Raw genomic sequence first — 21,559 nt, 5'->3', positions numbered from 1 at the left:
AATCGCTCCACGCCCTTAAGTTTATGAATTGAATTCGGTCCGCCATACCATCACATCAGCGATGGACGTCCAATTCATAAGCGGAGTTCAAAATGAGCCCTCTCATTTCGTCTTTTAGAATCGCCATCGCCGCGGGGGTGCTGTCGCTGTTCGCCCTGCCGGCCGGGGCGGCAGAACTTTCAAAGGAATTGAGCACCGCCGTCACCCATGCCGGGCTGGCGGCGGGATCGCCGGATTTGAAGATGGTGCAGACCCACCTGCATCACGTGGTGAACTGTCTGGTCGGCCCGGCGGGCGCCGGCTTCGACTCTGGACAGGCCAATCCGTGCAAGGACCAGGGAACCGGCGCCATCCCCGACGCCCCCGCCGACAAGCAGAAGCTTCTGCTGACGGCTGCGGCCCTGGCGCAAGGGGGATTGGCCGAAACCGATCTCGCCAAAGCCCAGGCGGCGGCCACGGCCACGCAAGCCGCGATCAAAGGAGCGGAATGACCCCTTAGAGCCTGTCGTCAGTTACCGGGATACGGTGCTGGTGCCCCAAAAACCGTCATGGCCGTGCTCGACACGGCCATCCACGTGGAGGGAGGGAGCGAACGACGGAGACTTGTTCGGGGCCGTGGATGCCCGGCTCAAGGCCGGGCATGACGTCTTTTGATTGAATCGCGAAACAAAAATACCGGAAAAGTGGTAACTGACGACAGGCCCTAGGGCCTCTCGCGAAATAATCGCTCCCAACCCTAAGATTTTATATGACGCCTGCGCTCCGCTACGGCGGGCGAGAAGCGCCGCTCGGGCTTGGTGCCCGTTGATTCGATAATTTATCAACAGGCACTTAACGACTCGGGTCCGGTGGAGAATGACCGGACCCGGCCTCAATGGCCGAGGAGGAAATTTTTCGAAAACCGCCCAAAATTCTCTAACAAGCCATTGCGCTGGCTGGCCCCAACCGACCGTTCGGAGGCCTTGGACGATGCGTCCGGAGTTTTCCCGTCACGCTGGTCATCCCCCCCCGCCTTGGCATCCACCGTCCAATGGGATTGCTCGCCCGACAAATAGACGTTGTTGACCTTGCCGCTGAGCTCCAGGGAAATTCCCCGTTTGGTCAGTTCGCTTTCCAGCGATTTCAGAACCGGTTTTTCCCCCTGGATCTCGCCCCGCCCCCGCACCGCCTGAAAAAACGCGGATAACCGCGTCACGGATTCGGGCTCCATCGCGGCGATTTGTTCCCTGAAAGCTTTGGCCTCAACCAAAAGCCTGGCGTCCTCGCCTTGCGCGCCATCCGACAAAATCATTCCCAGCAGAGCTTGCCGAGCCCGTTCGGTCGAGGCATCCGCCGCGGCCCCGCCACGGCTTCGTTCACCGCCCCCGGCCATCCGCCCCCGCTTCAGGCGACCCGCAGCTCGAAGGACCGTTTCCTTTTCAGCATCATGTCCAGCGCCAGGCGTCGAAGACATGCGCTGCGCCTTGCGCGCGGCGAACCCCTTGCCGCCGTCCTTGTAGTAACGCCAAAGCGATCTATCGATGGATGGCAAAGGCTCCCCCATTTCATCCTCCTGATGGGTTTGGAAAAAGATGTGCGTCCCTTGCCCGAAATGGCCGCTCCATCCCTAAGGAGAGACATCCTTCGGACCATATTCGGCATTGCCATTGTCTTCATTTTGGATACTGTTTGTCAACAGCACCCTCATTAGCGGAAAGATTGTCATGACCGACGGAACAACCACGCGCCCCCTTGAAATCATGCGAACCCTGGCATCGCTCATCGATCCCTCGATCGAAGCCCTGCTGGATTCCCATGGTTTCATGTTTGTTCGAATGCACATTGCCGACCACCGCGCCCAGGCCCTGTTCTGCACCGATTCCCACGGATCGGTGCCGCCGTGGCACCTAACGATGACAGCTGCGGCCGAGGGCGGCCTCACTCTGTCATTGGTCAAAAGCCTGGATGAACAGCCACAGCTTTCCTTGACCATACTCGTGGGGACTCCCCCCGCCGCGTCCTTGGCGGAAGCGGTTGGACTGGCGGTCTCCTTCGCCCTGATGTCCGATCAGATGCAGTGCAACCTTTCCGGCGACGTCACCGATGCCGCCTGATCCCCACCAATGAATCACTGGAGAATCCGCGACCGGTGACCACCGGATAATCGCTTATGGATAAGGCCGTGGATGCGGATCGATATCCGCCGAGATACCCGGTCGACGGGACACCCCTGCCCGCGACCACTTTTTCCCTCCCATCGCTTAAGCCCCCGCCGACACCCCTGCGAATGCCTTCGGTGGTTGTCCCGCAGCAGGACGAACCAAGGTGGATGGGATGGGGTCGTTACGCGACGTTGGCGTCGTCGGGAGCTTTCCGCGACATGGCCTCCAGCGCGATACAAACCTGATAGATCAGATTGCCCGCTTCCTTGAAATCGTCCTCCTCCGTCAAACAATGATGGGCAAACCATAATTTTTCCAAGGCCGCCCGAATATCCACCACCGGCCGGGATACGATCCTGGCATAGATGGCATCCAATCTGGGGCCTGGATCAGCATTCGCCGCTTCATCCAGAGAATTATTAAGAACTTTTTTCTGCAACTGCCGGTACTCATCAACCAGCGATATGTTGTCCTTTTCCCCAACCATGAGGACCTCACTCGCAATAAGGGGTTATCGGCGCAATATTGGCTCTTTGCACTGACCACAACGATTCATAACGCTTCTCCTGGCCAGCCTTTTGTTGAATCGGCCATAAATCCAGGCATCCTATTAATATAACATTTCAAATCTATCCTCCTTAATAAACCTTTGTATTCCACCCTTCGAAATGAAAAACAGTTCTTATGACATAGCCACTTTTTTCATATTTCATATCAAAAGATATATGATTAAACTTAAGATAATTTTATTGTTAGTAATTTTCTACTGGAGGTGCCAACCGCTCATCGTCGAAATAAAAAGCAGATAAAGAGCGGACGTCGCGGCCAAAGCCGGCCCAAAACACCACCTCATCTTGGGACGTCGCCCAAGACGAAGCGCCATGACCGCCCCCATCGACAAAGACGCGCTCAAAAAGACGACCGTAGCCCCGAGCGGACCCAACCAGCTTCCGATGGCCGCAAGCAATTTGGCGTCGCCCGCCCCCAGGCACCCTCCCCGCCCGCGCCCCAGCCAGCCAGTGAGGAAGGCCATGCCCCAGCCGAGACCCGCCCCTGTGAGCGCTTGACCGGCACCAACGAATGGATGCCATCCGGCCGCCAGAATCAGACCGAGCATGAGAAGCGGAACGACGATCACATCGGGCAGGATACGATTGCGCCAATCGATCCAGCCGCAGAACAGCACGGCGGCACAAAACAGCATACCGGCCGCCGCTTGCAGCGACGACCCGGCGGTCGCGACCGCCATTCCCAGCAGGAGGACGGTGAAAAACTCCAACACCGGATAACCGGTTCGGGAACAATCATCAGCTTCGTTATTTCCACTTGCGCGGAGAAGAGGTGATGATTCGTTTATTTCCCCGCCTTGCCTCATCTGGGGAAGGGTCCCGAGGGCCGCAGCCAACAAACCATGATCGAGCACGATATCCAGGTTCCGGTCGAGCCACCGGGCGGCGCCGGCCACCATCCACCCCGCAGGCAGCCAAACCAGGGCCGTCCAGATGTTGACCGTAAACGGCAAGGTGACGATCCCGGTCATGGCGTCCCCATTGACGGAGAACCGGCCCGTCTCCCTTCGGATGTCCCTTGTTCTTCGCCGAAAACCTCCACTTCCCGAGTCGCGGCCAACCACTCCGGAAGCGCCGGGGCCGGACGCGGCCCGCGATCCTTTCGCACATCCCAGGCGCGGCGGCGAAGCACGCGGTCTTTGAAGTAAAAGGGGGTCCGGGCTCGAATCGGGCGATTGGTGAACTTTTGAAAGAGAACGATATGGGTTCCCGCCGGCATCGCCATGAAATCGGCGGGATGGATCAGGGCGACGGCGGAAAGGCTTTTATTGATATTGACGGCGAATGGATTGGCCTGCCTGGAAAAACCATATGTCCGACCGCTGGTTTTTCCCTCAAAGGTCCGGCTTCCCACCATTTCGGAAAATCTTTTGGCCACGGCCTCGTTGTTGAGGGGAAGAACAACCTTGGCAGCCGTGGTCGACAACAACGTCTCCAACCCCGTCTTACCGTATTTATCTTCGATCTGCGCGAAATCCTGCCCGATCAGCAAATAGGAGACCTTCTGACCGCGGCCAACCGCCGGCCCATCGATCAAGGCCTGGATTTTGGGCATTTGCGGAAACTCATCCAGAACGAACAGAGCCGGATAGGGGCCGGATTTCCGCCCCGCGGCATCGACATGTCCAGGCGGATGCGACGTCAAATAGGCGGAAAGCGCTTCGATGAATAATGCCGAGATAACTCCCAGCGCCCGTCCGTCCTCCTGACTGACGCAGAGGTAAATGGTGAGCGGCCGCAATTTTCCGCCACGCGGATCGCGCATGCCCCGAACATCGGAGAATTGAAAATCTGATACTGCGGTCCGTTGCCGGACCGCCGAATTCTTGAAAATAGTCAGGCCGGCATCCATGGTGGAAAGGATCGACCCCCGCTCGCGATCCGGCGTATTGGCCAACTGGGTCAATTCCATCACCGCGCGATGGGCATATCCTTTTTCCCGAGCCTCGTTGACCGCCTCGATCAGAAACATCCGGATGGGATCGGCCATGAAGGCCGCGTTCGGATCGGATTCCTTCAGTGCCTCAATCTTCTCACCGGCGGCCAGCGATGCTTCGGTAATCCAGTCGAGCAACATGGGAAAGCAGGCTTCGCGCCCCTGCCATTCGGCGGGGAGTCCCCGCATGTCCCCATGTTCGCACTTCGAGACGATGAAATGGGTGAGGCCGACGAGGGCCGCCCGGCCCTTCTTGCTCCAATGAGGATCCGCGCCGCCCTGCGGATCGGGAATGAGAACGGCGCCGAGGCGTTCGATATAAAGGTCGCGCTGCGGCCCGTTATCGGGCAGGGAGCGGGGAGACAAGGGATTCCATCGGGGATGATAAATGCCGGCGGCGGGATCGTCTTCGGCGGCCCACTCCAGACGGAATACCGGACCGACCCTCTGCCGATATCCGGATGTAATGGCATGCAACTCCGGCTTGACGTCGTTGATGATCATCGAGGTTCCGTCACACTTCAGAATAGTCGGAACGACTACCGCCGCCGTCTTGCCGGTCCCAGGCGGAGCGATACACAAAACCGATAAGGTCTCGGGCAACGTCAACCAGCGCCGGCGCCATTGCCCGAGCACTACGATCATGCCGGAGAGCAACCCCATGCGGGCGACATCGCCATCATCGGCCCAGCGGGCCGAACCATAGACGGCCGGGATCATCGAATGCGGATTCAGCCGCAAGCCGACACCGAGAACGGTGAGCGCCAGGAATGGAAAAACGACGACCAGCGGTGGGAACCGTCCGGATGACAGCGCCTGCGCCAACCATTCACGATGCACCGCCAGCCAGTAGCCGCCATGCTCCGTCAAGGTGGCGAAATAGCCCTCGACCCAGCCGACACTCTCCAGGCTGACGCCACGTTCGGACAAATAAGTAAGAGGCAAAGCGAGCGGCACCGTGCCCAGAAGCATGACGATGGCGCTCAACGCCACGACGATCTGCCATCGGACGCTCTTGCGCATTTCATCTTCCATGCCCGCCCCCAATCATCCGCCGCCCCTTCAAGCATCGTCCATGGCGACGGCCGCATGCGCCAGGCGGGGAATATCGATGGCGGTAACCACCCGCCTGGCTCCTTGCCGATCGATCTGCACGATACGGCCGAACGCCTGGGCGATGATGTCGACAGCGGCACCGGCGTCGATGCCGGGATTGCTCTGTGCCAGGTTTTGATAAAAGGCCCGCAACGCCGCCTCCGGACTGCTGGCGTGGATGGTCGCCATAAAATTGGTATGCCCGGTGGTCATCAGGCGAAAAACGCCGGGAGCGTTGGAAATGCCGATCTCGCCGCAGATGATGACGTCGGGCGTCATCCGCACCACCGCGTCGACCACCCGCATGAAATCGATACCGTTGGTCGTTTCGGTACGCGAGACGACCAGATGGACGCGGTTGGGATGAGGAACCACCACCTCGCGGGCGTCCTCCACCGTCAACACGCGGGAGTCCTCGGGCAAATAGCCGACGATGGCATTGAGAAAGGAGGTCTTGCCGGTCGAAGTCGCCCCGGAAATCAGGATCGCCTCCCGTCCCTGGACGGCGGCCAGCAGATCCTCAAGGGGCGTATCGTCGTAGCGTTTCTGACCATGGCTCAGCGGGACGTCGGCAAGAACCGACTTCCGCTTCAACCCGTAGCGGTCGAGGGTGATTTTCCGTTCGGGATTGAAAACGCGGACGGTGACGGCAATTCCCTGCACATCGCCCATGTCGTAACGCACATTGGGTCCGACCAGCGCGGTGAAGCGATGCCCCTCCGGCAAGGTCGTATAGAGCAGCGGCATGCGCCGGCGATGAAACACCTGACCGCTCACATTGGCGAGTTGCTGGCAGAGGATGACCACGTAATCCTCGCTCAGGGCCGGGTCGGATCGGACCTGCCACCCGCCACCGGCCATTTTCACCCAGACCTCGCCGGGGCGATTCATCGCCACCTCCTCGACATCCGGCCCGCTATAATGGACCGCCAGGCGACGCAGCGTGTCTTCAAGAAGCGGGTTCATGGCCGAACCGCCGACGATGCGCTTCCTGTCGAAGCGGTGGAACCGGCGGCATTGGCCGAGGCCGCCGTCCCGCTCTCCCGCAATTGCTGGAGCACGCCCGATTGCATGATCTGCTGAGCGGTTTGCGGCGCCAGCTTCTGTAAACCGGGATTCTGGGCTGCGGCCTCGACCAGGCCGGGCAACAATTGCGTGGCCAGATCGGTGTTGGACGCCGCCACCTTCGCCAGGTTTCCCTTGGCGGCGCTCACCGCCTGCAACCGGTCGGGATCACGCAACCAGATGTCCTCCGAGGGAATGATATTGAGTCTGGTTCCCTGCGGAACGGTCAACACCGGGCGGATATCGACGTTCTCCTGGATCATTCTTTGCCCCAACTGGTCGAGATCGTTTCCCAACCGGTTGCCGGCGCGGGCCCGACCGCTCAGGGACTGGGTGGTCCCGCCCAAGGGACTGGTCACCGAGGTACTGCTGCCGCTCAAGGCCCAGTCCCCCGCCGCGGCGATAACGCTGGTCAAAAGCGAACTTCCATATTTTTCGAAGAAGCGCGTATCGAGATCGCCGGGAAGGCCCGTTCGCCCCATGACGTCGGCCGCCTGGTTATCGATATTGATGCTGACACCGTCGGGCCGGATGATTCTGGACCAACTGATGTCCAGGCGGGCCTCGCCATAACGGGCCAGGGAGCGATAGTGGCCGACCACCCGGGATCCGGCCGGGATCAGCACGCTCCGCCCCTGCGATCCGAAGACGTTGCGCTCCACCACGGCGATGGCGCGCCCGGGCAGCTGACTGCCGATGGTGTTCTCGAGGACGGCGGGAATGTAGCGGTCGGCGGTGATTACCCGCGTCCGGTCCACCGGAAAGGTCGAGACGATTCCCGGCAACCCGGCCTCGGTATAATCGTTGTCGACCGGCGTCCGGCGCGTCGGGATGGCGCCCCCCCCGGTTTCAACGCTCAAGCCGCCATCCTGGCGGGAGCGGGCGAACAGCAGAGAGGCTTCCGCATTGGGTGCGTTGACCACGGCCGCCGTCACGGCCGCGACGGCGGCCTGCCGCGGTTGGGCCTGCCCGGACAGCGAGACGAACAAGCTGCCCCCCGTCGCCGAATGGCCGATCACCACCTCCGCCTCCGTCTCGCCTTCGCGGCGCGGACGGTAAATCACGGTCAAAGTGCAGGCGTTTCCCGGATTTAATTCCAGTCCGGCAACGCATGTACCCGTAACGGAAAAAGCCTGCGGCTGCCCTGCCAGATGGATCTGAACGAGGCTGGCGGGACTTTCCCCGGAATTGATCAGCCGCACCTGGCGGGCCGCGCTCTCGCCCAGGGTGACCACCCCGAAATCCACGGTGACCGGCTCCACACTCAAGCGTGCCGGGGACAAGGACGGGGCGGGCTTTGCCTGCGATTTTTTGATCAGATCGTCAAGGGTACTCTCGCCCTTCGGGATGGGCAGCTTCTTTTCCTGGCGGGGCGGTGGATTATCGCATCCGGCGACGAGCAGGGACAATGCGACGAGGCCCATGCCGATTCGCCAACGCCCTCCCCTCGCCATCACCGCAGCCTCCGGATTTCCAAACGAGCGGCGAATGTATCCTATATGGATACATATGTAAACATTCTGAAGAATGACTCGGGGCAATCCGGTGCTTGATACCGATTCCGATCACCGGCAATCGGTATCAAGCACCGGGGGTCGCATCCGGGTGGGCCTTGAGGAAGCGGGCCAGATCCTCGTCCAGGGTGTGCCAGCCGACGGTGCGGGCGATGGCGGCGTAAAGCCGGTGCATCAGGGGATGGCGATGCCGGCAGTGGTTGGTCAGCGGCACCAGGGCGTGGCCCATCTCGATTTTCGGCGCATATCCCGTCTGGCCGCTTTGGATCGTGGTGAACCCCCGGGGCAAGGCCCAGTCCAGCGCCGCCTCCCACAGACGGAAATAAAGCAGCCATTCCTTGGGCCGGTGATAGTCGATACCGATGAATTTGTTGATGAGCCGCCCGCCCACGGCGAAGCACAACATGAAGGCGATCAGGTCTCCGCCCTCCGCCTCGCGCAGCAGGATGAAATGGCTGGCCGTCCGCTCGGCCAGTAGTTCGAAGAAGCGGCGGTTGAGCCGTTCGAATTTGGTTTCGGCCTTTTCGTAGGTCTGCCAGAACAGTTCGAAGATCTCGTCGAGAACTTCTCCGCCGGGCGCCTGGACGACCTCGACGCTCACCTTGACCGCTTGCGCGCTGCGCCGCAGCTTCTTCCTGAAAAGATGCCGGCGCGAGGCCTTCATGGCGGCGAAATAGTCCTCCTTGCGCGGCGACGGCAGCCGCGCCTCGGTGCCGGGAAAGCTGACCAGCGGGAAAAGCCGCCGCCGGCCGGCCAGCCAGGCGAAATCCTCGTCCATCCCCGACGGCATATCCTTCCAGACGAGCATCGATGTCCCCAGGGCGGCGGCACGCGCCTCCAAGGCGTCCTGGAAGCACAGCAGGGCGGCCCGGCGATCGATCCCCGGCAGGAAGCCGACGGTTCCCTCGTCGGCGCAGGGCGAACCCACGAACAGCGTGCGCTGGCGGAGCAGCGAGGGGAAAACCCGGCCCAGCAGGCGAAGCGTCGGCAGCAGGGCGGGCGGCATGACCAGTTCGATCGGCACGTCCATCAGGAACAGCGGCGCCAGCCCGACCTCCCGGCCGTCCCGGCACAGGATGGCGTAAAAGAAGCGGAACTGATCGTCGAGCCCCGCCGCCTCCAGGCTTTCATACCACCAGCGCCCCTCCAACGGAGGGGCGAAACAGCAATCCCACAGAGCGGACGGCACGGCATCGACCTTGTCGACGAAACGGACCTCGAAATCGGGAAGCGTCATGCGCGGGCCGCCACCAGGCCGGCGCCGGCGATGATCAGGCAGACGCCGAACCAGCGCGTGCGGCTGACCGTCTCGCCCAGCGCCAGGCGCGACAACACGGTGACGGCGACGAAACTGAGACTGCCGATCGGATAGGCGGTACTGACGTCAAGGAAATGCAGCGCCCCCGTGTAAAGCAAGGCTTCGGAGACGAACAGCGTCACGCCGAGCGTCGCCCACAGGCCCTTGCCGACCACGGCCAGTGAGGATTTCTTCAAGAAAAGCTGGGCCAGCCCTTCGATCAGAGTGCAAAGGACGACTAGGGTAAGTCCGAAGGCGGTTTGGCTCATACCGGCGCCTCCGGCCGCGGTCCGGCGGGCGGACTGACATGGTCGGTACGGCTGATGAACCAGACGCCCGCCAGAATGAGGGCGATGCCGGCCAACAATTGCCCGTCGACCGGCTCATCCAGGAAAAAGACCGAACACAGGCTGACGGAAACATAGCTGAGCGAGGTAATAGGCTGGGCGTAGCTGAGGTCGGCGTGGTCGAGAACCTTCAGCCAATTGAACAACTGGCAGGCCAGCAAGACCGCCACGACGAGGAAAACGGGGCGATCTAACACGGCCATCACCGAATCCCCGACCGACGAGGACGGCGGCAAGGTGGAGACGGCCGCCTTCCACGATACCTGTACGACCGTATCGATCAGTATCGCCAAGGCCAGGCCCAACACCAGGCGAAGGGGAATTTTTCTGTCGGCCATCGTCACGTCGCATCACCAGGGGTAATCATCTGTCCGGCGGCCCAAGGGCCCCGTGCCGCTTTATATCGGCAATCGTCATCGGAGAGGAAGAAATCATGGCGGAAAACGAAGTGTGATCACCGCGCCGCCTCCGGGGGCGTCCCCGACCTCGACGCGCCCGCCATGGATGTCCATGGTCCGGGCGACGATCGCCAGCCCGAGACCGGCCCCGCCTCCCCGGTCGTGATCGCCCCGCCAATGCCGCCGAAAAATCGCCTCGCGTCGCTCCGGCGGAATTCCCGGCCCCTGGTCGGAGACGGCGATGGACGGTGCGCGGCTCACCGCGATACTCACTGTACCGCCTTCGGGCGAGTAAGCCAGGGCGTTCTCAGCCAGATTGCGCACTGCCCGGAACAGGCCGTCGCGCATGCCGGCCACCGGCACCGGCCCCTCGTCTCCGACCACCTCGATCAACCGGCCACGGGCGAGGGCGAGCGGTGCCAGTTGCGTGGCGACCTCCACCGCCAGGGCATGGAGATCCATGCGTTCGAACGGCTCCCCCTGAAGAGCGCCGAGACGGGCCAAATCGAGCAACTGATTGACCAGGCGGACCATGGAATCGGCGTCCTGGCGCAAGGCGGCCGCGGACTCGCCGTCGAGCGTGGCCAGATGGGCGCACAGAACGGCCAGCGGCGTCCGCAGGTCATGCGCGGCGTCGGCCAGGAAATCCTGTTGCGCGCGATAGCCTTCCTCCAGGCGGTCGAGAGCCGAGTTGACCGAGGTGATCAGGGGAGCGATCTCCCGTGGCAGGTCGGCCAGGGGCAGGCGCTCCGACACGGCGCCCGGACCGATCGCCGCCGCCTTCGCCGAGACCAGCCGCAGCGGCCGCAGGGCGCGATGGACGATCAGCAGATTGATCCCCAACAGACCGAAAACGAACGGCCCCCAGATCCAGCCGAGATGCACGACGAATTCCTCGACGACCGCATCAATGTGGATGTCCTCGTCGTCCGACGCGACCTGAATCCACACCCGTTGCCCCGCCTCCTCCGCCGGTTCGGTCACACCGAAAATATCCCGCCCCCGGGGTTGCGACCGCACGAAATATTCCGCCGTCCGCGGATGGGTGGATTCGACGGGATGAAACGGGATCGTCACCCCGTCCGACGCCCTCAGCAGACGGCCGTCGGCGTCCAACACGGCGAACCGGCTGTCCGAGGACATCAGCGAGTCGGCCAGATCCTTAGGCAGCGGCGCCGTCCGCCAATCCTTCGTGCCGTCGATGAAGCGCGCGATGAGCAGAACCTGCGCATGCAGCGTCCGCTCGCGCAGACCGGTGTCGGTGTCCCCAAACTGCAAATAGAACAACCCGCCGGCCAGAACCACGGCCACCAGACTGACGGCGACCAGCCCGATGGCGATCCGGCCGAGCAGCGACCGCTCCGGCCGGCCGGTCACGACGTTTTCTCGGCGAGAAAATAACCGACGCCTCTCAGCGTCTGAATCGACACGTCGGCGCCGGCGACCTGCATCCGCTTGCGCAAGCGGTGGATCAGCACTTCGATGGTGTTCGATTCGACCTCGTCACCGAAGGCGTAGAGGGCGTCTTCGAGGGCCGCCTTGGAGACCACCCGGCCGGCGCGGCGCATCAGAACCTCCAAGGCGTCGAGCTCCCGGCGGCCCGGCAGAAGGAGTTGACCGGCGACATGGACCTCGCGGGCCATGGTGTCGAACGTCACATTGCCCTGGGTCAGGGTCAGTCCGAGATTTCCGCCGGGGCGCCGCAAAAGAACCCGGATGCGGGCGACCAGTTCCTCCATGGCGAAAGGCTTCAGAAGATAATCGTCGGCACCCAGGTTGAGCCCCTTGACCCGGTCGCCAACGCCGTCGCGGGCGGTCAAGACGATGACCGGAGTAGCATCGCCGCCTTGGCGCAAGTCGGTCAGCAGCGACAAGCCGTCGGCATCGGGCAACCCGAGATCGAGGACCACCACGTCATAGCGCATCCCCCGCAATGCCGCGGAACCATCCGCGGCACAAGACGCGCGATCAATCGAAAATCCGGCCTTGCCGAGGCCGGCGGCGACAAGGGAGGACAGCCTCTCATTGTCCTCGACCAACAAAAGACGCATGGTTTTCCGTTTTCCCCACCCATCGGAACGATGGAGTTCAAGGAAAAGGTTAGCACATTTCGGCCTTCCCTGCCGAAGCGCCTTGATATCCGAGCCCGCCGCAGCGAAGGGCAGGCGTCATATGAAACCTTCGGGATTGGAGCGATTATTTCGCGACAAGCCCTAAGCGCAGAGACGTTGATCGGGGTGACTTTCCATCCCGACTTCCTCGGCGAGACCAGCCGGAGAAGACCGGGTGGTCAGGCACCAGCCGTCGCCATGAAGCCAGCAATCGGGGTCGGGATCATGCCGATCCAGGCGGAGTCCGCGGACCGACGGCCCCCTCGGATCGGCAATGGCCTTGTCGACGGCGGCGACGGCGGCATCATCGCGAGTGCCGATGCATGGATAATAACGCACGAAGGACTGTGCCCGGACATCTATCCAATCCGCCGACATTTTTTCGAAGCGAAAGAGGAAGCCGCCGTTCAGCGACCCGGTCAGCGGCAGGATCATCCGGCCGCCCACCACCAGGGCGTCGGTCCACGGCTTCGGCACGACGGTGATCCCGGCGCTGACGAACACCACATCGAGCGGTGGCGGGGAACAGGCCAACGCGTCGCCCGTCATCTCGACATTGCCCCTGGACGCGAGATTGCTCCTAGCCAAGGCGGCCAGATCGGGATCGATCTCAGCGGCGATCACGCGGCCGGCCGGACCGACCAGCTCGGCCATCACCGCCGAAAAATAGCCAAGGCCGGCGCCGACATGCAGAACAGTCTCACCGGGCACGATGCCCGCCGCCTCGATCATTCTGGCGATTCGCGCCGGATTGGCGCTGACCAGATCGCGGCTGGTATCGATGGCGACACCCACGGCATGGAGGATCCGTCCGGGATCGCAGTCCTCCGTCGCGTAAAAGCCACCGTCCGCCGCCTCGACGATCCAAGGCCCGGGAGGCAGAAACCGCTCGCGGGGAACCGCCGCGAAAGCACGCAGCAAAGACGGTGAGCGCAATCCGCCATGCACCACCAGTTCCGCCATATATGCCGCTCTCAAATCCGCCAGATATTCCGTCACCACCATGCCTCCGCGCCCACTTCGCGGAATGACACTGGCATGCCCGGCTGACGCCAACCTTACAACGAGCCCTTTCAGGCGAACGCCCCCGGACGACATGCCCCTGAAATTCTCCGTTCGGCGCCATGGGTATTGTCGCCGGCAAGACCAATGGCGATATGGCGCCAGGATAGCCTTAACTCGCTTGACACGGAAAAACCCTCTTTCACAGCCGGAAAGCTCTGCCGCGTCCAAATTGGTCAGACCATATCGGGGGTGATAGTGGACTGGCCCTACGCCGGTATGATACGTTTGATACTTAATAAATATAGGCGCAAAAAAAATGCGCCTAATCAAAGAAAACACTGCGAAAGGAGGGAACTCATGAATCGTCATGACGATGAATGTGAACTTCCCTTGGAACAGCGGCTCAAGGGTTTACGCGCCTGCCTCGCCCATATCCGCGAGGAGGCTTTGGCTTATGGCCAGGAAGACGTGGCGGGACATCTCGCCATGGCTTGCCATATTCTCGATGGCAATGTGGAACTTATGCCATCGGCGCGCTCATCCAACCGAAGGTTGTCCTAACCATCACTTTTCCGGGGAAATACGAATAAAAGCGATGCCGTTCGACTGAGGCTACGGGTCGGTCGCGTGCCCCTTGGCATGCGAAACCATGCGCCTCCTTTCGAAGGATCGGGAAACAAGCTTGACCAAAATTGACAGGGTAATCGGATGAACGCGCGCGAGTTGCTCTTCCGAAAACGATTCTCGCCGCGTTGGCGCGATCCCCGAAGCTTTAGCGAAGGAAGCCCGAGGCGGACGGATGTCCGCCGCCCGGCACGTAAGGGACTAAGAATTTAAACCAGGGTAATCGGTTTCACCCGATTACCCTGCCAAAATTGACCTGACCACTTGACCGCTTTGCCGGAACGGTGTTGCCTATGGTCCCGTTTCAAGGCTTTCCGGGAGAGAAGACCGTGTCCGATTATTCGTCCCACGTGGCCGCGCCGCGCGACCTGCGCCAATGGCTCAATCAGATCGCGTTGCCATCCTTCGCCAGAATCGCCGTGCGCCCCGGCGAGGAAGGCTACGTCGAATTCCTGACGCCCTCCTTCGTCGCCGATTCCAAACCGCGCAAAAGCACGCTGTCGACGGGACGTCTGCTTTACTGCTTCAGCCATGCCGCCATCCTCGATCCGCGCGGCCCCGGCCTGGCGGCGGCGCGCCACGGCCTCGATTATCTGCTGCGACGCTGCGCCAATCCGGAAGGCGGGTTCTATCGCAGCCTGAACACCGACGGCTCGCCCCTCGACAATCGCTGCGATCTCGGCGATCTGGGGTTCGTCCTGTTCTCCCTGGGCTGGTACCACCGTGCCTCCGGTGAGAAGCGCGCCCTCGAAATCGCCGAACGAACCATGCGTTTCATGGAGATCCATCTGGCGTCGAAGGCAGGCGGTTTCCAGGAGGATACCTTGGGCACCCTGCCGCGCCGGCAGAACCCCCACATGCATCTTCTGGAGGCCTGTCATATCCTGGCCGAGGAATCGGGGGAAAGCGCCAGCGCGCCCGGCCCCTGGCTCAGCCGGGCCCGAAAGCTGGTCGACCTGCTGCGGCGGAAATTCATCGATCCGTCCAACGGCTCGCTGATCGAACAGTTCGACGCCGATTGGGTGCCCGTCACCGGAGCCGGCCGTGAACCGGGAAGCCATTTCGAATGGGTTTGGGCCCTGTTGCATCATCGCCGCCTGACCGGCGACGATAGCGTTCTGCCGATCGCCGATGGATTCTACCGTTTCGCGCTCGAACACGGCGTCGACAGCGAAAAGCCGCACCTGGCCTTCGATGCGGTCGACGGAACCGGGCAGATTCTGGCCGCGACCAAGCTGATGTGGCCGCAGACGGAAGCCATCAAGGCCTTCGTGGCACGTGCCGAATTCCTGGGCGACAGCGACGCGGCGGGACGGATCGACACCTTCCTTGATCTGCTGTTCCGTCATTACGTCGATGCCGAAACCGGATTTTTCTGCAATCAGGTGGAACGGGACGGAAAGAAGCGGGTGGTCGAAATGCCGGTCCGGGTGCTTTATCATCTGGAATTGGCGTTGGCCGAGGTGATCCGCTGGCGGGAAAAAGCGCGGGCGTAGAATGCCTGCGCCCGGGGGACAACCGGGATGATGCCGATTGTCCCTTGACGCGCACGCGGACTTGCCAAGCCGACGCCGCTTGCGCAGACTGTCGCCGTGAGACAGTCGACGTCGTCGACAGGATATAAAGGTGCCGCATGAGCTACGAAAAGGTGGAAGAGGCCTGGAGGCTGAGCGAAGCCGCCCGCGATTACGTCAAGGCGGCGGGGCATGAGGTCAGTATTCAGGAAATCTTCGATAAGGTCTTCATTCCGTCGGATCTCGTCGATATCGAGAAAACCAAGAGCGAAGGCGGCAATCCGCCCAAGGTCTTTTTGAAATCGCCCTACGGTTTGCAGTTTCGCCCGGAATACAAGGACTGGATCCCCTTCCGTCACGGCCCGGTGACGCTGGAACCGCTCAATCTCAATCCCTGAGACAATCCATCCGGCAAGAACCGACGGGGTCGCTTGAACGGCCTGTTGCGACCATTCGGCAACAGGCCTTGGACCCTTTCGGATTTTTTTCGTTTCCGTGCCCCGGAAAGCCCTCGTCATCCCGTGAAATAGATCGATATCAGAAATGCCGCCGGGCGCGTTCGCGATGGCGTCCCTGGCATGGCTGATTTCGTCGCGGGCCGATGGAGGCGGTTCTCTTTTGAGTTCTTTGGGTATCAAGTCCCTCGGCGTCTGGTGGCGCGCCTTCCGCCGCGGCCCCACCAACTGGTCGCGATGGGGTGTGGGTTGTTCGCTGCTGCTGCATGGCCTGGTGGTCCTGGCCATCCTCCTCGGCCTGCCTCATCTGCTGTCGCCCTCCCCGCCGCCGCCCGTCGTCGACCCTCTGCCCGTCGACCTCGTTTCGGAAGGCGCCGCCGCCGCCGCCGCGGAGGCAGGATCCCCCATCCGCCCGGCCTCGCAGGCGACGGACCTCAAGATCGACGAAAAGCCACTGGCCCCTCCCGTCTCCGACATCCCAGCCCGCAAAAAACACCCGCCCACCGACAGCACCACCCTTCCCCTGCGTTCGCGGGTCGATCGGCCTTCGCGGGCCAAAGCCAAGCCGCCGGTGCCATCGCAAAACGGGCAGTCGGCGATGGGCCCCGGACTGACCGACGGCACCGGCGCCTCGGGCTGGCGAAGCACGATCAGCATCAAGGATTTCCTGCGCGCCCAGGTCGAGCGTCACCTGGAATTCAGCACCACCGCCTGGGGTGCTGCCGATTTCGTGGTTTCGATCCATGTCGTCCTGGAACCCGACGGCGTGGTGCGGAACGCCGAGATCGTCGACGATCCCCGTTATATCGCCGACAAGCTGTTCCGCTCGGTCGCCGACAGCGCGCGGCGGGCCGTCCTGGTCGCCTCCCCTCTGCAGCTGCCGCCCGGGCGCTACGAGGCCTTTCACGATATCGTGCTCGATATCAATCCACGGGATGTCGGACAATGACCCGACGGTCAGGGTAGGTTTCTGACCACGCGAAATCCGGCGTAGCTGGCATAGTCGTGACTGCGGCTTGTCGCATCGTCGCGGTTTCGGGCTGCCGAGCGCACGAATTTCGGCAAGTTGCTCCAGGATCCGCCGCGCATGACACGCTTCGAGCAATCACCCGAACGCCAGGCGCCGCCGTCGGCGGGGGCGCCTGCATAGTTTTCGTTCCAGCAGTCGGCCGTCCACTGCCAGACGTTGCCCAGCATGTCGAAAAGCCCGAAAGGATTGGCCGCGAAGCTGCCGACCGGGGCGATCTGACGGTTGTCCCAGGAACTGCCGCAGCCGTTGCAAACGGCATTGCCGGTGCCGATCGCCTCGCCCCACCAGCGGGCCGTGGTGGAGCCTGCGCGGGCCGCATATTCCCATTCCGCTTCGCTGGGCAGGCGATACGGCCCCGCCTCGCCGCCGACAGTAGACGCGGTGCGCTTGCGCTGTTTGTCATTCAGCCAGGAAACGTAAGCCTGGGCATCGTTCCAGTTGACGCAAACCACCGGGGCCTTCGGCGCGAAACCGGCCGAACGCCAACTGGTTCCCGACGGCCAGTCGCATGGCCCCATCTCATATCCTGTCTCGCGCACGAAAACGGAAAACTCCTGTACCGTCACCGGATAGCGCGACATGGCGAAGGCCCGAACGGAAACGCCGTGCCGAGGCCCTTCGGAATCGAAGCGTCCAGGTTCTCCAAGGGGGCTGCCCATCATGAATTGGCCGGCGGGAACCGCCGCCATTTCCGGGCAATCCGGACAATCGCGGAACACCTGGCCCGAACGAATTGCGCCCTCGGACACGCCAACCGTCGAATGACGCGCGGCACCGGCCGGCGCCGCCGTCAGGGAAACGGTGGGAACGGCCGTCAGAAGAACGACGAAGACAAGGACGGCTGTATAAAAAAAGCGCATGGACCTCTTCTCCGGCAAGGAGGACGCCCCATGCGCAGTCATACCACGGGTTCCGCAAATGACGACACCCCGAAGGCATTCCGGCCTTCGGGGCGCAGGGTCAAGAAGTCATCACTTGGTGTCGACGATATCCTGAACCAGTTGCTTCAGTTCGGGCGTGTTGGCGACCTTGTCCCACAGGGGCTTTTCCACCTCGATGAACTCGGCCTTGTGGACGTCCGTGATAAAGGTCACGCCGGCCTTGGCCAGAATGGCCTTGGAGGCGTTTTCCTTGGCCGTCCACAGATTGACGTAATAGGGCACGGTTTCCTTGGCGGCGGCCCGGATATTCTGGCGCTCGGCTTCGCTCAGGGTATCCCAGACCTTCTTCGAGAAGACCAGGCATTCCGGGGCCATCACATGTTCGGTTTCGCTGTAAACCGAAGCGGCCTCGTAATGATGCGCGGTCTCGTAGGATGGGTAATTGTTCTCGGCGGCGTCGACCAGGCCGGTCTTCAGGGCGGTGAAGACCTCACCCATCGGAATCGGCGTGGGGTTGGCCCCCATCGCGCGGATCAGGTCGACCCACAGGTCGGACTGTTGGACGCGGATCTTCATGCCCTTGACGTCGGCCAGGGTGCGGACCGGCTTCTTGGCGTAGATGTTGCGCGCGCCGGATTCCCAAAGGGCCAGGCCGATAAAGCCCGCCTTTTCGAACTTGGCCAGCACGCGTTCGCCGATCGGCCCGTAGATGACCTTGCGCAGATGATCGACGTCGCGATAGAGGAAGGGCAGCGACAGGATCATGGTTTCGGGAATGATCGACTGGAAAGCGGCGGTATTGACGCGAACCATATCGAGAGCGCCCAGCTTGGCCTGCTCGACGGTATCCTTCTCCGATCCCAGCGAACTATTGCCATAGACCCGGACGGTGTAGTTGCCGCCGGTCTTTTCCGACAGAACCTTCCCGAGCTGAATTTCGGTCATCACCGTCGGATAGTCCATGGGATGGACATCGGCCGAACGGAACTCGCGCGCCTGGGCCGCCGACACGGCGAAGACACCGGCGATCGCAACCGCCGACAGGGTTTTCAAATGGAACTGCATGTTTCCTCCTCGTTTGAGACCGTTGTTTTTATGGTCGAAAAGGCCGAATGCCAGGGACGGCTTCGGAACCGGACGGGAAACCCCGGTCGCTGCTGCCCCCCCCCCGCACGGCGACCGGGTGGTCGGCGAATGCTGATCCCACCGGATATTGGAAATGTTACGTCAGCTCCCCTCTGATCATTAACATATCTAATATATTAGTTTATCGGAGGCAGTCGCGCAACCGCGCCTTCAAGGCAACGCCTTTTCCCTGAAACCGCTTTTGGAATATCGACATGCGGAAAAGGGCCGCGCCGCGCCGAAGACGGTACCGCAAACGCGCATTCCGTTAAATGAGCAATGAATTTATGGTTGAATTTCCAGGACTGCGGGAAGCATCGGCCAGACCGCGCCTCATAAGAGAATTGGCCGGTTTGTCACGGAATTCCGGCGCTCATGGCGGGCGCACCGCAAAACAAAGACCGGATGCCTGTGGCGCATCCGGTCTTTGAGGATCAACCGGGGCCCGTCAGACCGCCCCTTCGGCCTCCACATAGAGGGCGTAAATCGAATGGGAGGACGCCATGTAGAGGCGATTTCCCCGAGGGCCGCCGAAGGTCAGGTTCGGGCACCGCTCAGGCAGGTGGATGAACCCGATCGGCTTGCCTTGGGAGTTGAACACCTTCACTCCGTCGAGATCCTCAGGCTTTGCTTTCAATTGATAGACCTTGCGGTCACCGACGTCGGTAGGCTCGCTCTGCAGGGCGCCGTTGCTTCCCCATCCGCACCATAGGTTGCCGTCCTTGTCGACCCGAAAGCCATCCAGCGCCCCCTGGTCGGCGGCATCGATCAACTTGGTCTTGCCACCGACGGAGCCGTCGTCATTGACGTCAAAGCTCCAAATGCTGCGATTGGGAGTGCCCTTCCATTCGATGACGTAGAGCTTCTTCTCATCCGGAGAGAATGCCAGCCCATTGGGATTGACCAGATCGGTGATGACCGCCGTCAGCTTGCCATCCGTGCCGATCCGGTAAACATTGGTCGTCTCCTGCTCGGGTTTCGCCTTGTAGCCTTCCCAATTGCCGTTGATGCCGAAGGTGGGATCGGTGAACCAGATGGTGTCGTCCGATTTCACCACGATGTCGTTGGGCGCGTTCAGGCGCTTGCCTTCGAATTTATCGGCCAGGACGGTGATCTTGCCGTTCTTTTCGGTCCGGGTGATGCGCCGGGTCACCGAATGTTCGCAGGTGACCAGGCGCCCCTGACGGTCCCGCGTATTGCCGTTGGCATAATTGGACGGGCTGCGGAACACGGTGAAGCTGCCGTCCTTTTCGTCGTATTTCATGATCCGGTTGTTGGGGATGTCGCTGCAAAGCAGATAACCCTTGTCCGGGAAATAGACCGGCCCCTCGGCCCAGCGCATGCCCGTGGCCACCTGTTCCACGGTGCTGCTGTAAAGGCGGTATTTGGCGAAACTGGGATCCAGGATTTCAACGGCGGGATCTGGGTATCGCTGATTCGGTTTGAACGGAAACGATTGAGCGCCGGCGCGGCCGGAAATCGCCATAACAGCGCTACCAAAGGCTCCAGCAAGAACGGCACGACGAGATACTTCCATTGACGTCACTCCCCGGTAATTCTCATTTTTGAGCGTTATACTGGAAGAGTAAGCCTGGAGACGGCCGCTTCTAATGCCAATCGAATATCAATCAATACGGTTGTTGTATCGATGGATGACGTCCCGATTCGCGTTCTTGGCCGGATTTGCTTTTTGTGACGCCGCCGCACCAGGTTCAACCGGAACGTGACGACACCGGAACACCTGCCAATCGCCATACGGATAAAGCCGCACCGCAGAAAACAGCGGGATTTCATATAAAATTATATTCAATAGATCGATTTGATAGACTAATGTGGCGACTTAAGTGCCCTTTCTGCGGAGAACTACCGTGAGCAAAATTCTCAAAGAAGTTCTTGATGCCAACCAGAGCTATCAGGCGGCGTTTGGCGACAAGGGAAGCCTTCCGCTGCCTCCGGGACGCCATTTCGCCATTCTGACCTGCATGGATGCACGTCTTGATCCAGCCAAATATGCCGGCCTGGCCGAGGGCGATGCTCATGTGATCCGCAATGCGGGAGGACGGGCCAGCGACGACGCCATTCGCTCACTTGTCATTTCCTATAAACTTCTCGGTACCCGCGAATGGTTTGTCATCCATCACAGCGATTGCGGCATGGAACTCTTCACGAACGAGGTCATTTCCGACCTTCTCCACAGCAGCCTCGAAACGGCGACCATCGATGAGCACGGTTGGCATGACCGTGGTCACGGCCCCGGCTCGGACGAGGGGAAATACATTAACTGGCTGACCATCGCCGACCAGAAAAACAGCGTTCTTGAAGATGTCCGCCGTATCCGCAGCCATCCTCTGGTCCCCAAGACCATCCCCATTTACGGATATATTTACGACGTTCATTCCGGAGCTTTGGTCGAGGTTTCCGAAGCCACCGCCGCGGGGCGCTGACCGCCCGA

Annotated in this window: 22 protein-coding genes; 7 read left to right on the top strand and 15 right to left on the bottom strand. The window is 61.5% G+C overall.

All coding sequences use genetic code 11. The annotated features are described in order from the left end of the window. Positions 1–92: 92 nt before the first annotated feature. Positions 93–491 (top strand): hypothetical protein, encoded by a 399-nt coding sequence (locus CWS72_RS01165; RefSeq protein WP_101248716.1) that lies wholly within the window; start codon positions 93–95, stop codon positions 489–491. Between the two features lie 380 nt (positions 492–871). Here the strand turns inward: CWS72_RS01165 and CWS72_RS01160 are convergent, their stop codons facing one another. Beyond that, complete coding sequence (locus tag CWS72_RS01160) at positions 872–1,543, bottom strand: hypothetical protein (protein ID WP_101248715.1); 672 nt, start codon at positions 1,541–1,543, stop codon at positions 872–874. A gap of 160 nt (positions 1,544–1,703) precedes the next feature. Here CWS72_RS01160 and CWS72_RS01155 point away from each other — a divergent pair, with 160 nt between their 5' ends. Next, complete coding sequence (locus CWS72_RS01155; protein WP_101248714.1) at positions 1,704–2,093, top strand: hypothetical protein; 390 nt, start codon at positions 1,704–1,706, stop codon at positions 2,091–2,093. Positions 2,094–2,322: 229 nt separating this feature from the next. Here the strand turns inward: CWS72_RS01155 and CWS72_RS01150 are convergent, their stop codons facing one another. The 11 genes from CWS72_RS01150 to CWS72_RS01100 all read right to left on the bottom strand — a co-directional run bounded on the left by CWS72_RS01150 (position 2,323) and on the right by CWS72_RS01100 (position 13,478). Then, complete coding sequence (locus CWS72_RS01150; RefSeq protein ID WP_101248713.1) at positions 2,323–2,628, bottom strand: hypothetical protein; 306 nt, start codon at positions 2,626–2,628, stop codon at positions 2,323–2,325. A 276-nt stretch (positions 2,629–2,904) separates the two neighbouring features. After that, complete coding sequence (locus CWS72_RS01145) at positions 2,905–3,681, bottom strand: prepilin peptidase (protein ID WP_101248712.1); 777 nt, start codon at positions 3,679–3,681, stop codon at positions 2,905–2,907. Continuing rightward, positions 3,678–5,669, bottom strand: coding sequence for a type IV secretory system conjugative DNA transfer family protein (locus CWS72_RS01140; protein ID WP_158240454.1), 1,992 nt, complete (start codon positions 5,667–5,669; stop codon positions 3,678–3,680). The genes CWS72_RS01145 and CWS72_RS01140 overlap by 4 nt, the downstream gene beginning before the upstream one ends. A gap of 39 nt (positions 5,670–5,708) precedes the next feature. Continuing rightward, the gene (locus tag CWS72_RS01135; RefSeq protein WP_101248710.1) at positions 5,709–6,707 is read right to left on the bottom strand and encodes an ATPase, T2SS/T4P/T4SS family; all 999 of its coding nucleotides are present in this window, start codon (positions 6,705–6,707) and stop codon (positions 5,709–5,711) included. Beyond that, positions 6,704–8,260, bottom strand: coding sequence for a TrbI/VirB10 family protein (locus CWS72_RS01130; RefSeq protein WP_101248709.1), 1,557 nt, complete (start codon positions 8,258–8,260; stop codon positions 6,704–6,706). The genes CWS72_RS01135 and CWS72_RS01130 overlap by 4 nt, the downstream gene beginning before the upstream one ends. Before the next feature lie 127 nt (positions 8,261–8,387). Then, positions 8,388–9,557 carry a GNAT family N-acetyltransferase gene (locus CWS72_RS01125; protein ID WP_101248708.1) on the bottom strand — a complete coding sequence of 390 codons (1,170 nt, stop codon included), beginning with the start codon at positions 9,555–9,557 and terminating at the stop codon, positions 8,388–8,390. Beyond that, positions 9,554–9,886, bottom strand: coding sequence for an EamA family transporter (locus CWS72_RS01120; RefSeq protein WP_101248707.1), 333 nt, complete (start codon positions 9,884–9,886; stop codon positions 9,554–9,556). Before CWS72_RS01120 ends, CWS72_RS01125 begins: the two co-directional genes overlap by 4 nt. After that, complete coding sequence (locus CWS72_RS01115; protein ID WP_101248706.1) at positions 9,883–10,302, bottom strand: EamA family transporter; 420 nt, start codon at positions 10,300–10,302, stop codon at positions 9,883–9,885. Before CWS72_RS01115 ends, CWS72_RS01120 begins: the two co-directional genes overlap by 4 nt. A gap of 93 nt (positions 10,303–10,395) precedes the next feature. Then, positions 10,396–11,739: a sensor histidine kinase gene (locus CWS72_RS01110; RefSeq protein ID WP_101248705.1), complete on the bottom strand. Its 1,344-nt coding sequence runs from the start codon at positions 11,737–11,739 to the stop codon at positions 10,396–10,398. Next, positions 11,736–12,413, bottom strand: coding sequence for a response regulator (locus CWS72_RS01105; RefSeq protein ID WP_101248704.1), 678 nt, complete (start codon positions 12,411–12,413; stop codon positions 11,736–11,738). Before CWS72_RS01105 ends, CWS72_RS01110 begins: the two co-directional genes overlap by 4 nt. Positions 12,414–12,575: 162 nt before the next feature. Further along, positions 12,576–13,478: a protein-L-isoaspartate O-methyltransferase family protein gene (locus CWS72_RS01100; RefSeq protein ID WP_158240453.1), complete on the bottom strand. Its 903-nt coding sequence runs from the start codon at positions 13,476–13,478 to the stop codon at positions 12,576–12,578. Positions 13,479–13,835: 357 nt separating this feature from the next. Between CWS72_RS01100 and CWS72_RS01095 the strand changes: the two genes are divergently transcribed. The 4 genes from CWS72_RS01095 to CWS72_RS01080 all read left to right on the top strand — a co-directional run bounded on the left by CWS72_RS01095 (position 13,836) and on the right by CWS72_RS01080 (position 17,020). Beyond that, complete coding sequence (locus CWS72_RS01095; RefSeq protein ID WP_101248702.1) at positions 13,836–14,039, top strand: hypothetical protein; 204 nt, start codon at positions 13,836–13,838, stop codon at positions 14,037–14,039. A 392-nt stretch (positions 14,040–14,431) separates the two neighbouring features. Next, complete coding sequence (locus CWS72_RS01090) at positions 14,432–15,598, top strand: AGE family epimerase/isomerase (protein ID WP_158240452.1); 1,167 nt, start codon at positions 14,432–14,434, stop codon at positions 15,596–15,598. A 137-nt stretch (positions 15,599–15,735) separates the two neighbouring features. Beyond that, positions 15,736–16,014: a hypothetical protein gene (locus tag CWS72_RS01085; protein ID WP_101248700.1), complete on the top strand. Its 279-nt coding sequence runs from the start codon at positions 15,736–15,738 to the stop codon at positions 16,012–16,014. A 166-nt stretch (positions 16,015–16,180) separates the two neighbouring features. Then, a complete protein-coding gene (locus tag CWS72_RS01080) occupies positions 16,181–17,020 on the top strand; it encodes a hypothetical protein (RefSeq protein WP_146002582.1) in 840 nt (279 codons plus the stop codon). Between the two features lie 8 nt (positions 17,021–17,028). Here the strand turns inward: CWS72_RS01080 and CWS72_RS01075 are convergent, their stop codons facing one another. From CWS72_RS01075 to CWS72_RS01065, 3 genes are all read right to left on the bottom strand, one after another. Beyond that, positions 17,029–17,961 (bottom strand): formylglycine-generating enzyme family protein, encoded by a 933-nt coding sequence (locus tag CWS72_RS01075; protein WP_158240451.1) that lies wholly within the window; start codon positions 17,959–17,961, stop codon positions 17,029–17,031. Between the two features lie 111 nt (positions 17,962–18,072). Next, positions 18,073–19,047, bottom strand: a complete 975-nt coding sequence (locus CWS72_RS01070; protein WP_101248697.1) for a TRAP transporter substrate-binding protein — start codon at positions 19,045–19,047, stop codon at positions 18,073–18,075. A 508-nt stretch (positions 19,048–19,555) separates the two neighbouring features. Then, positions 19,556–20,644, bottom strand: a complete 1,089-nt coding sequence (locus CWS72_RS01065; protein WP_101248696.1) for an SMP-30/gluconolactonase/LRE family protein — start codon at positions 20,642–20,644, stop codon at positions 19,556–19,558. Positions 20,645–20,975: 331 nt separating this feature from the next. Here CWS72_RS01065 and CWS72_RS01060 point away from each other — a divergent pair, with 331 nt between their 5' ends. Further along, positions 20,976–21,551 carry a beta-class carbonic anhydrase gene (locus CWS72_RS01060; RefSeq protein ID WP_101248695.1) on the top strand — a complete coding sequence of 192 codons (576 nt, stop codon included), beginning with the start codon at positions 20,976–20,978 and terminating at the stop codon, positions 21,549–21,551. Positions 21,552–21,559: the final 8 nt, after the last annotated feature.

The sequence above is a fragment of the Telmatospirillum siberiense genome, assembly GCF_002845745.1.
GTDB lineage: Bacteria > Pseudomonadota > Alphaproteobacteria > Rhodospirillales > Magnetospirillaceae > Telmatospirillum > Telmatospirillum siberiense.
Note: the sequence above shows the minus strand (reverse complement) of the source record. Positions and strands in the feature narration are given on the sequence as shown.

Bases quoted from the DNA above. Each gene is read 5' to 3' on its own strand.
- CWS72_RS01165 (WP_101248716.1), top strand. From the start codon at position 93: ATGAGCCCTCTCATTTCGTCTTTTAGAATCGCCATCGCCGCGGGGGTG.
- CWS72_RS01160 (WP_101248715.1), bottom strand. From the start codon at position 1,543: ATGGGGGAGCCTTTGCCATCCATCGATAGATCGCTTTGGCGTTACTAC.
- CWS72_RS01155 (WP_101248714.1), top strand. From the start codon at position 1,704: ATGACCGACGGAACAACCACGCGCCCCCTTGAAATCATGCGAACCCTG.
- CWS72_RS01150 (WP_101248713.1), bottom strand. From the start codon at position 2,628: ATGGTTGGGGAAAAGGACAACATATCGCTGGTTGATGAGTACCGGCAG.
- CWS72_RS01145 (WP_101248712.1), bottom strand. From the start codon at position 3,681: ATGACCGGGATCGTCACCTTGCCGTTTACGGTCAACATCTGGACGGCC.
- CWS72_RS01140 (WP_158240454.1), bottom strand. From the start codon at position 5,669: ATGCGCAAGAGCGTCCGATGGCAGATCGTCGTGGCGTTGAGCGCCATC.
- CWS72_RS01135 (WP_101248710.1), bottom strand. From the start codon at position 6,707: ATGAACCCGCTTCTTGAAGACACGCTGCGTCGCCTGGCGGTCCATTAT.
- CWS72_RS01130 (WP_101248709.1), bottom strand. From the start codon at position 8,260: ATGGCGAGGGGAGGGCGTTGGCGAATCGGCATGGGCCTCGTCGCATTG.
- CWS72_RS01125 (WP_101248708.1), bottom strand. From the start codon at position 9,557: ATGACGCTTCCCGATTTCGAGGTCCGTTTCGTCGACAAGGTCGATGCC.
- CWS72_RS01120 (WP_101248707.1), bottom strand. From the start codon at position 9,886: ATGAGCCAAACCGCCTTCGGACTTACCCTAGTCGTCCTTTGCACTCTG.
- CWS72_RS01115 (WP_101248706.1), bottom strand. From the start codon at position 10,302: ATGGCCGACAGAAAAATTCCCCTTCGCCTGGTGTTGGGCCTGGCCTTG.
- CWS72_RS01105 (WP_101248704.1), bottom strand. From the start codon at position 12,413: ATGCGTCTTTTGTTGGTCGAGGACAATGAGAGGCTGTCCTCCCTTGTC.
- CWS72_RS01100 (WP_158240453.1), bottom strand. From the start codon at position 13,478: ATGGTGGTGACGGAATATCTGGCGGATTTGAGAGCGGCATATATGGCG.
- CWS72_RS01095 (WP_101248702.1), top strand. From the start codon at position 13,836: ATGAATCGTCATGACGATGAATGTGAACTTCCCTTGGAACAGCGGCTC.
- CWS72_RS01085 (WP_101248700.1), top strand. From the start codon at position 15,736: ATGAGCTACGAAAAGGTGGAAGAGGCCTGGAGGCTGAGCGAAGCCGCC.
- CWS72_RS01080 (WP_146002582.1), top strand. From the start codon at position 16,181: ATGGCGTCCCTGGCATGGCTGATTTCGTCGCGGGCCGATGGAGGCGGT.
- CWS72_RS01075 (WP_158240451.1), bottom strand. From the start codon at position 17,961: ATGCGCTTTTTTTATACAGCCGTCCTTGTCTTCGTCGTTCTTCTGACG.
- CWS72_RS01070 (WP_101248697.1), bottom strand. From the start codon at position 19,047: ATGCAGTTCCATTTGAAAACCCTGTCGGCGGTTGCGATCGCCGGTGTC.
- CWS72_RS01065 (WP_101248696.1), bottom strand. From the start codon at position 20,644: ATGGAAGTATCTCGTCGTGCCGTTCTTGCTGGAGCCTTTGGTAGCGCT.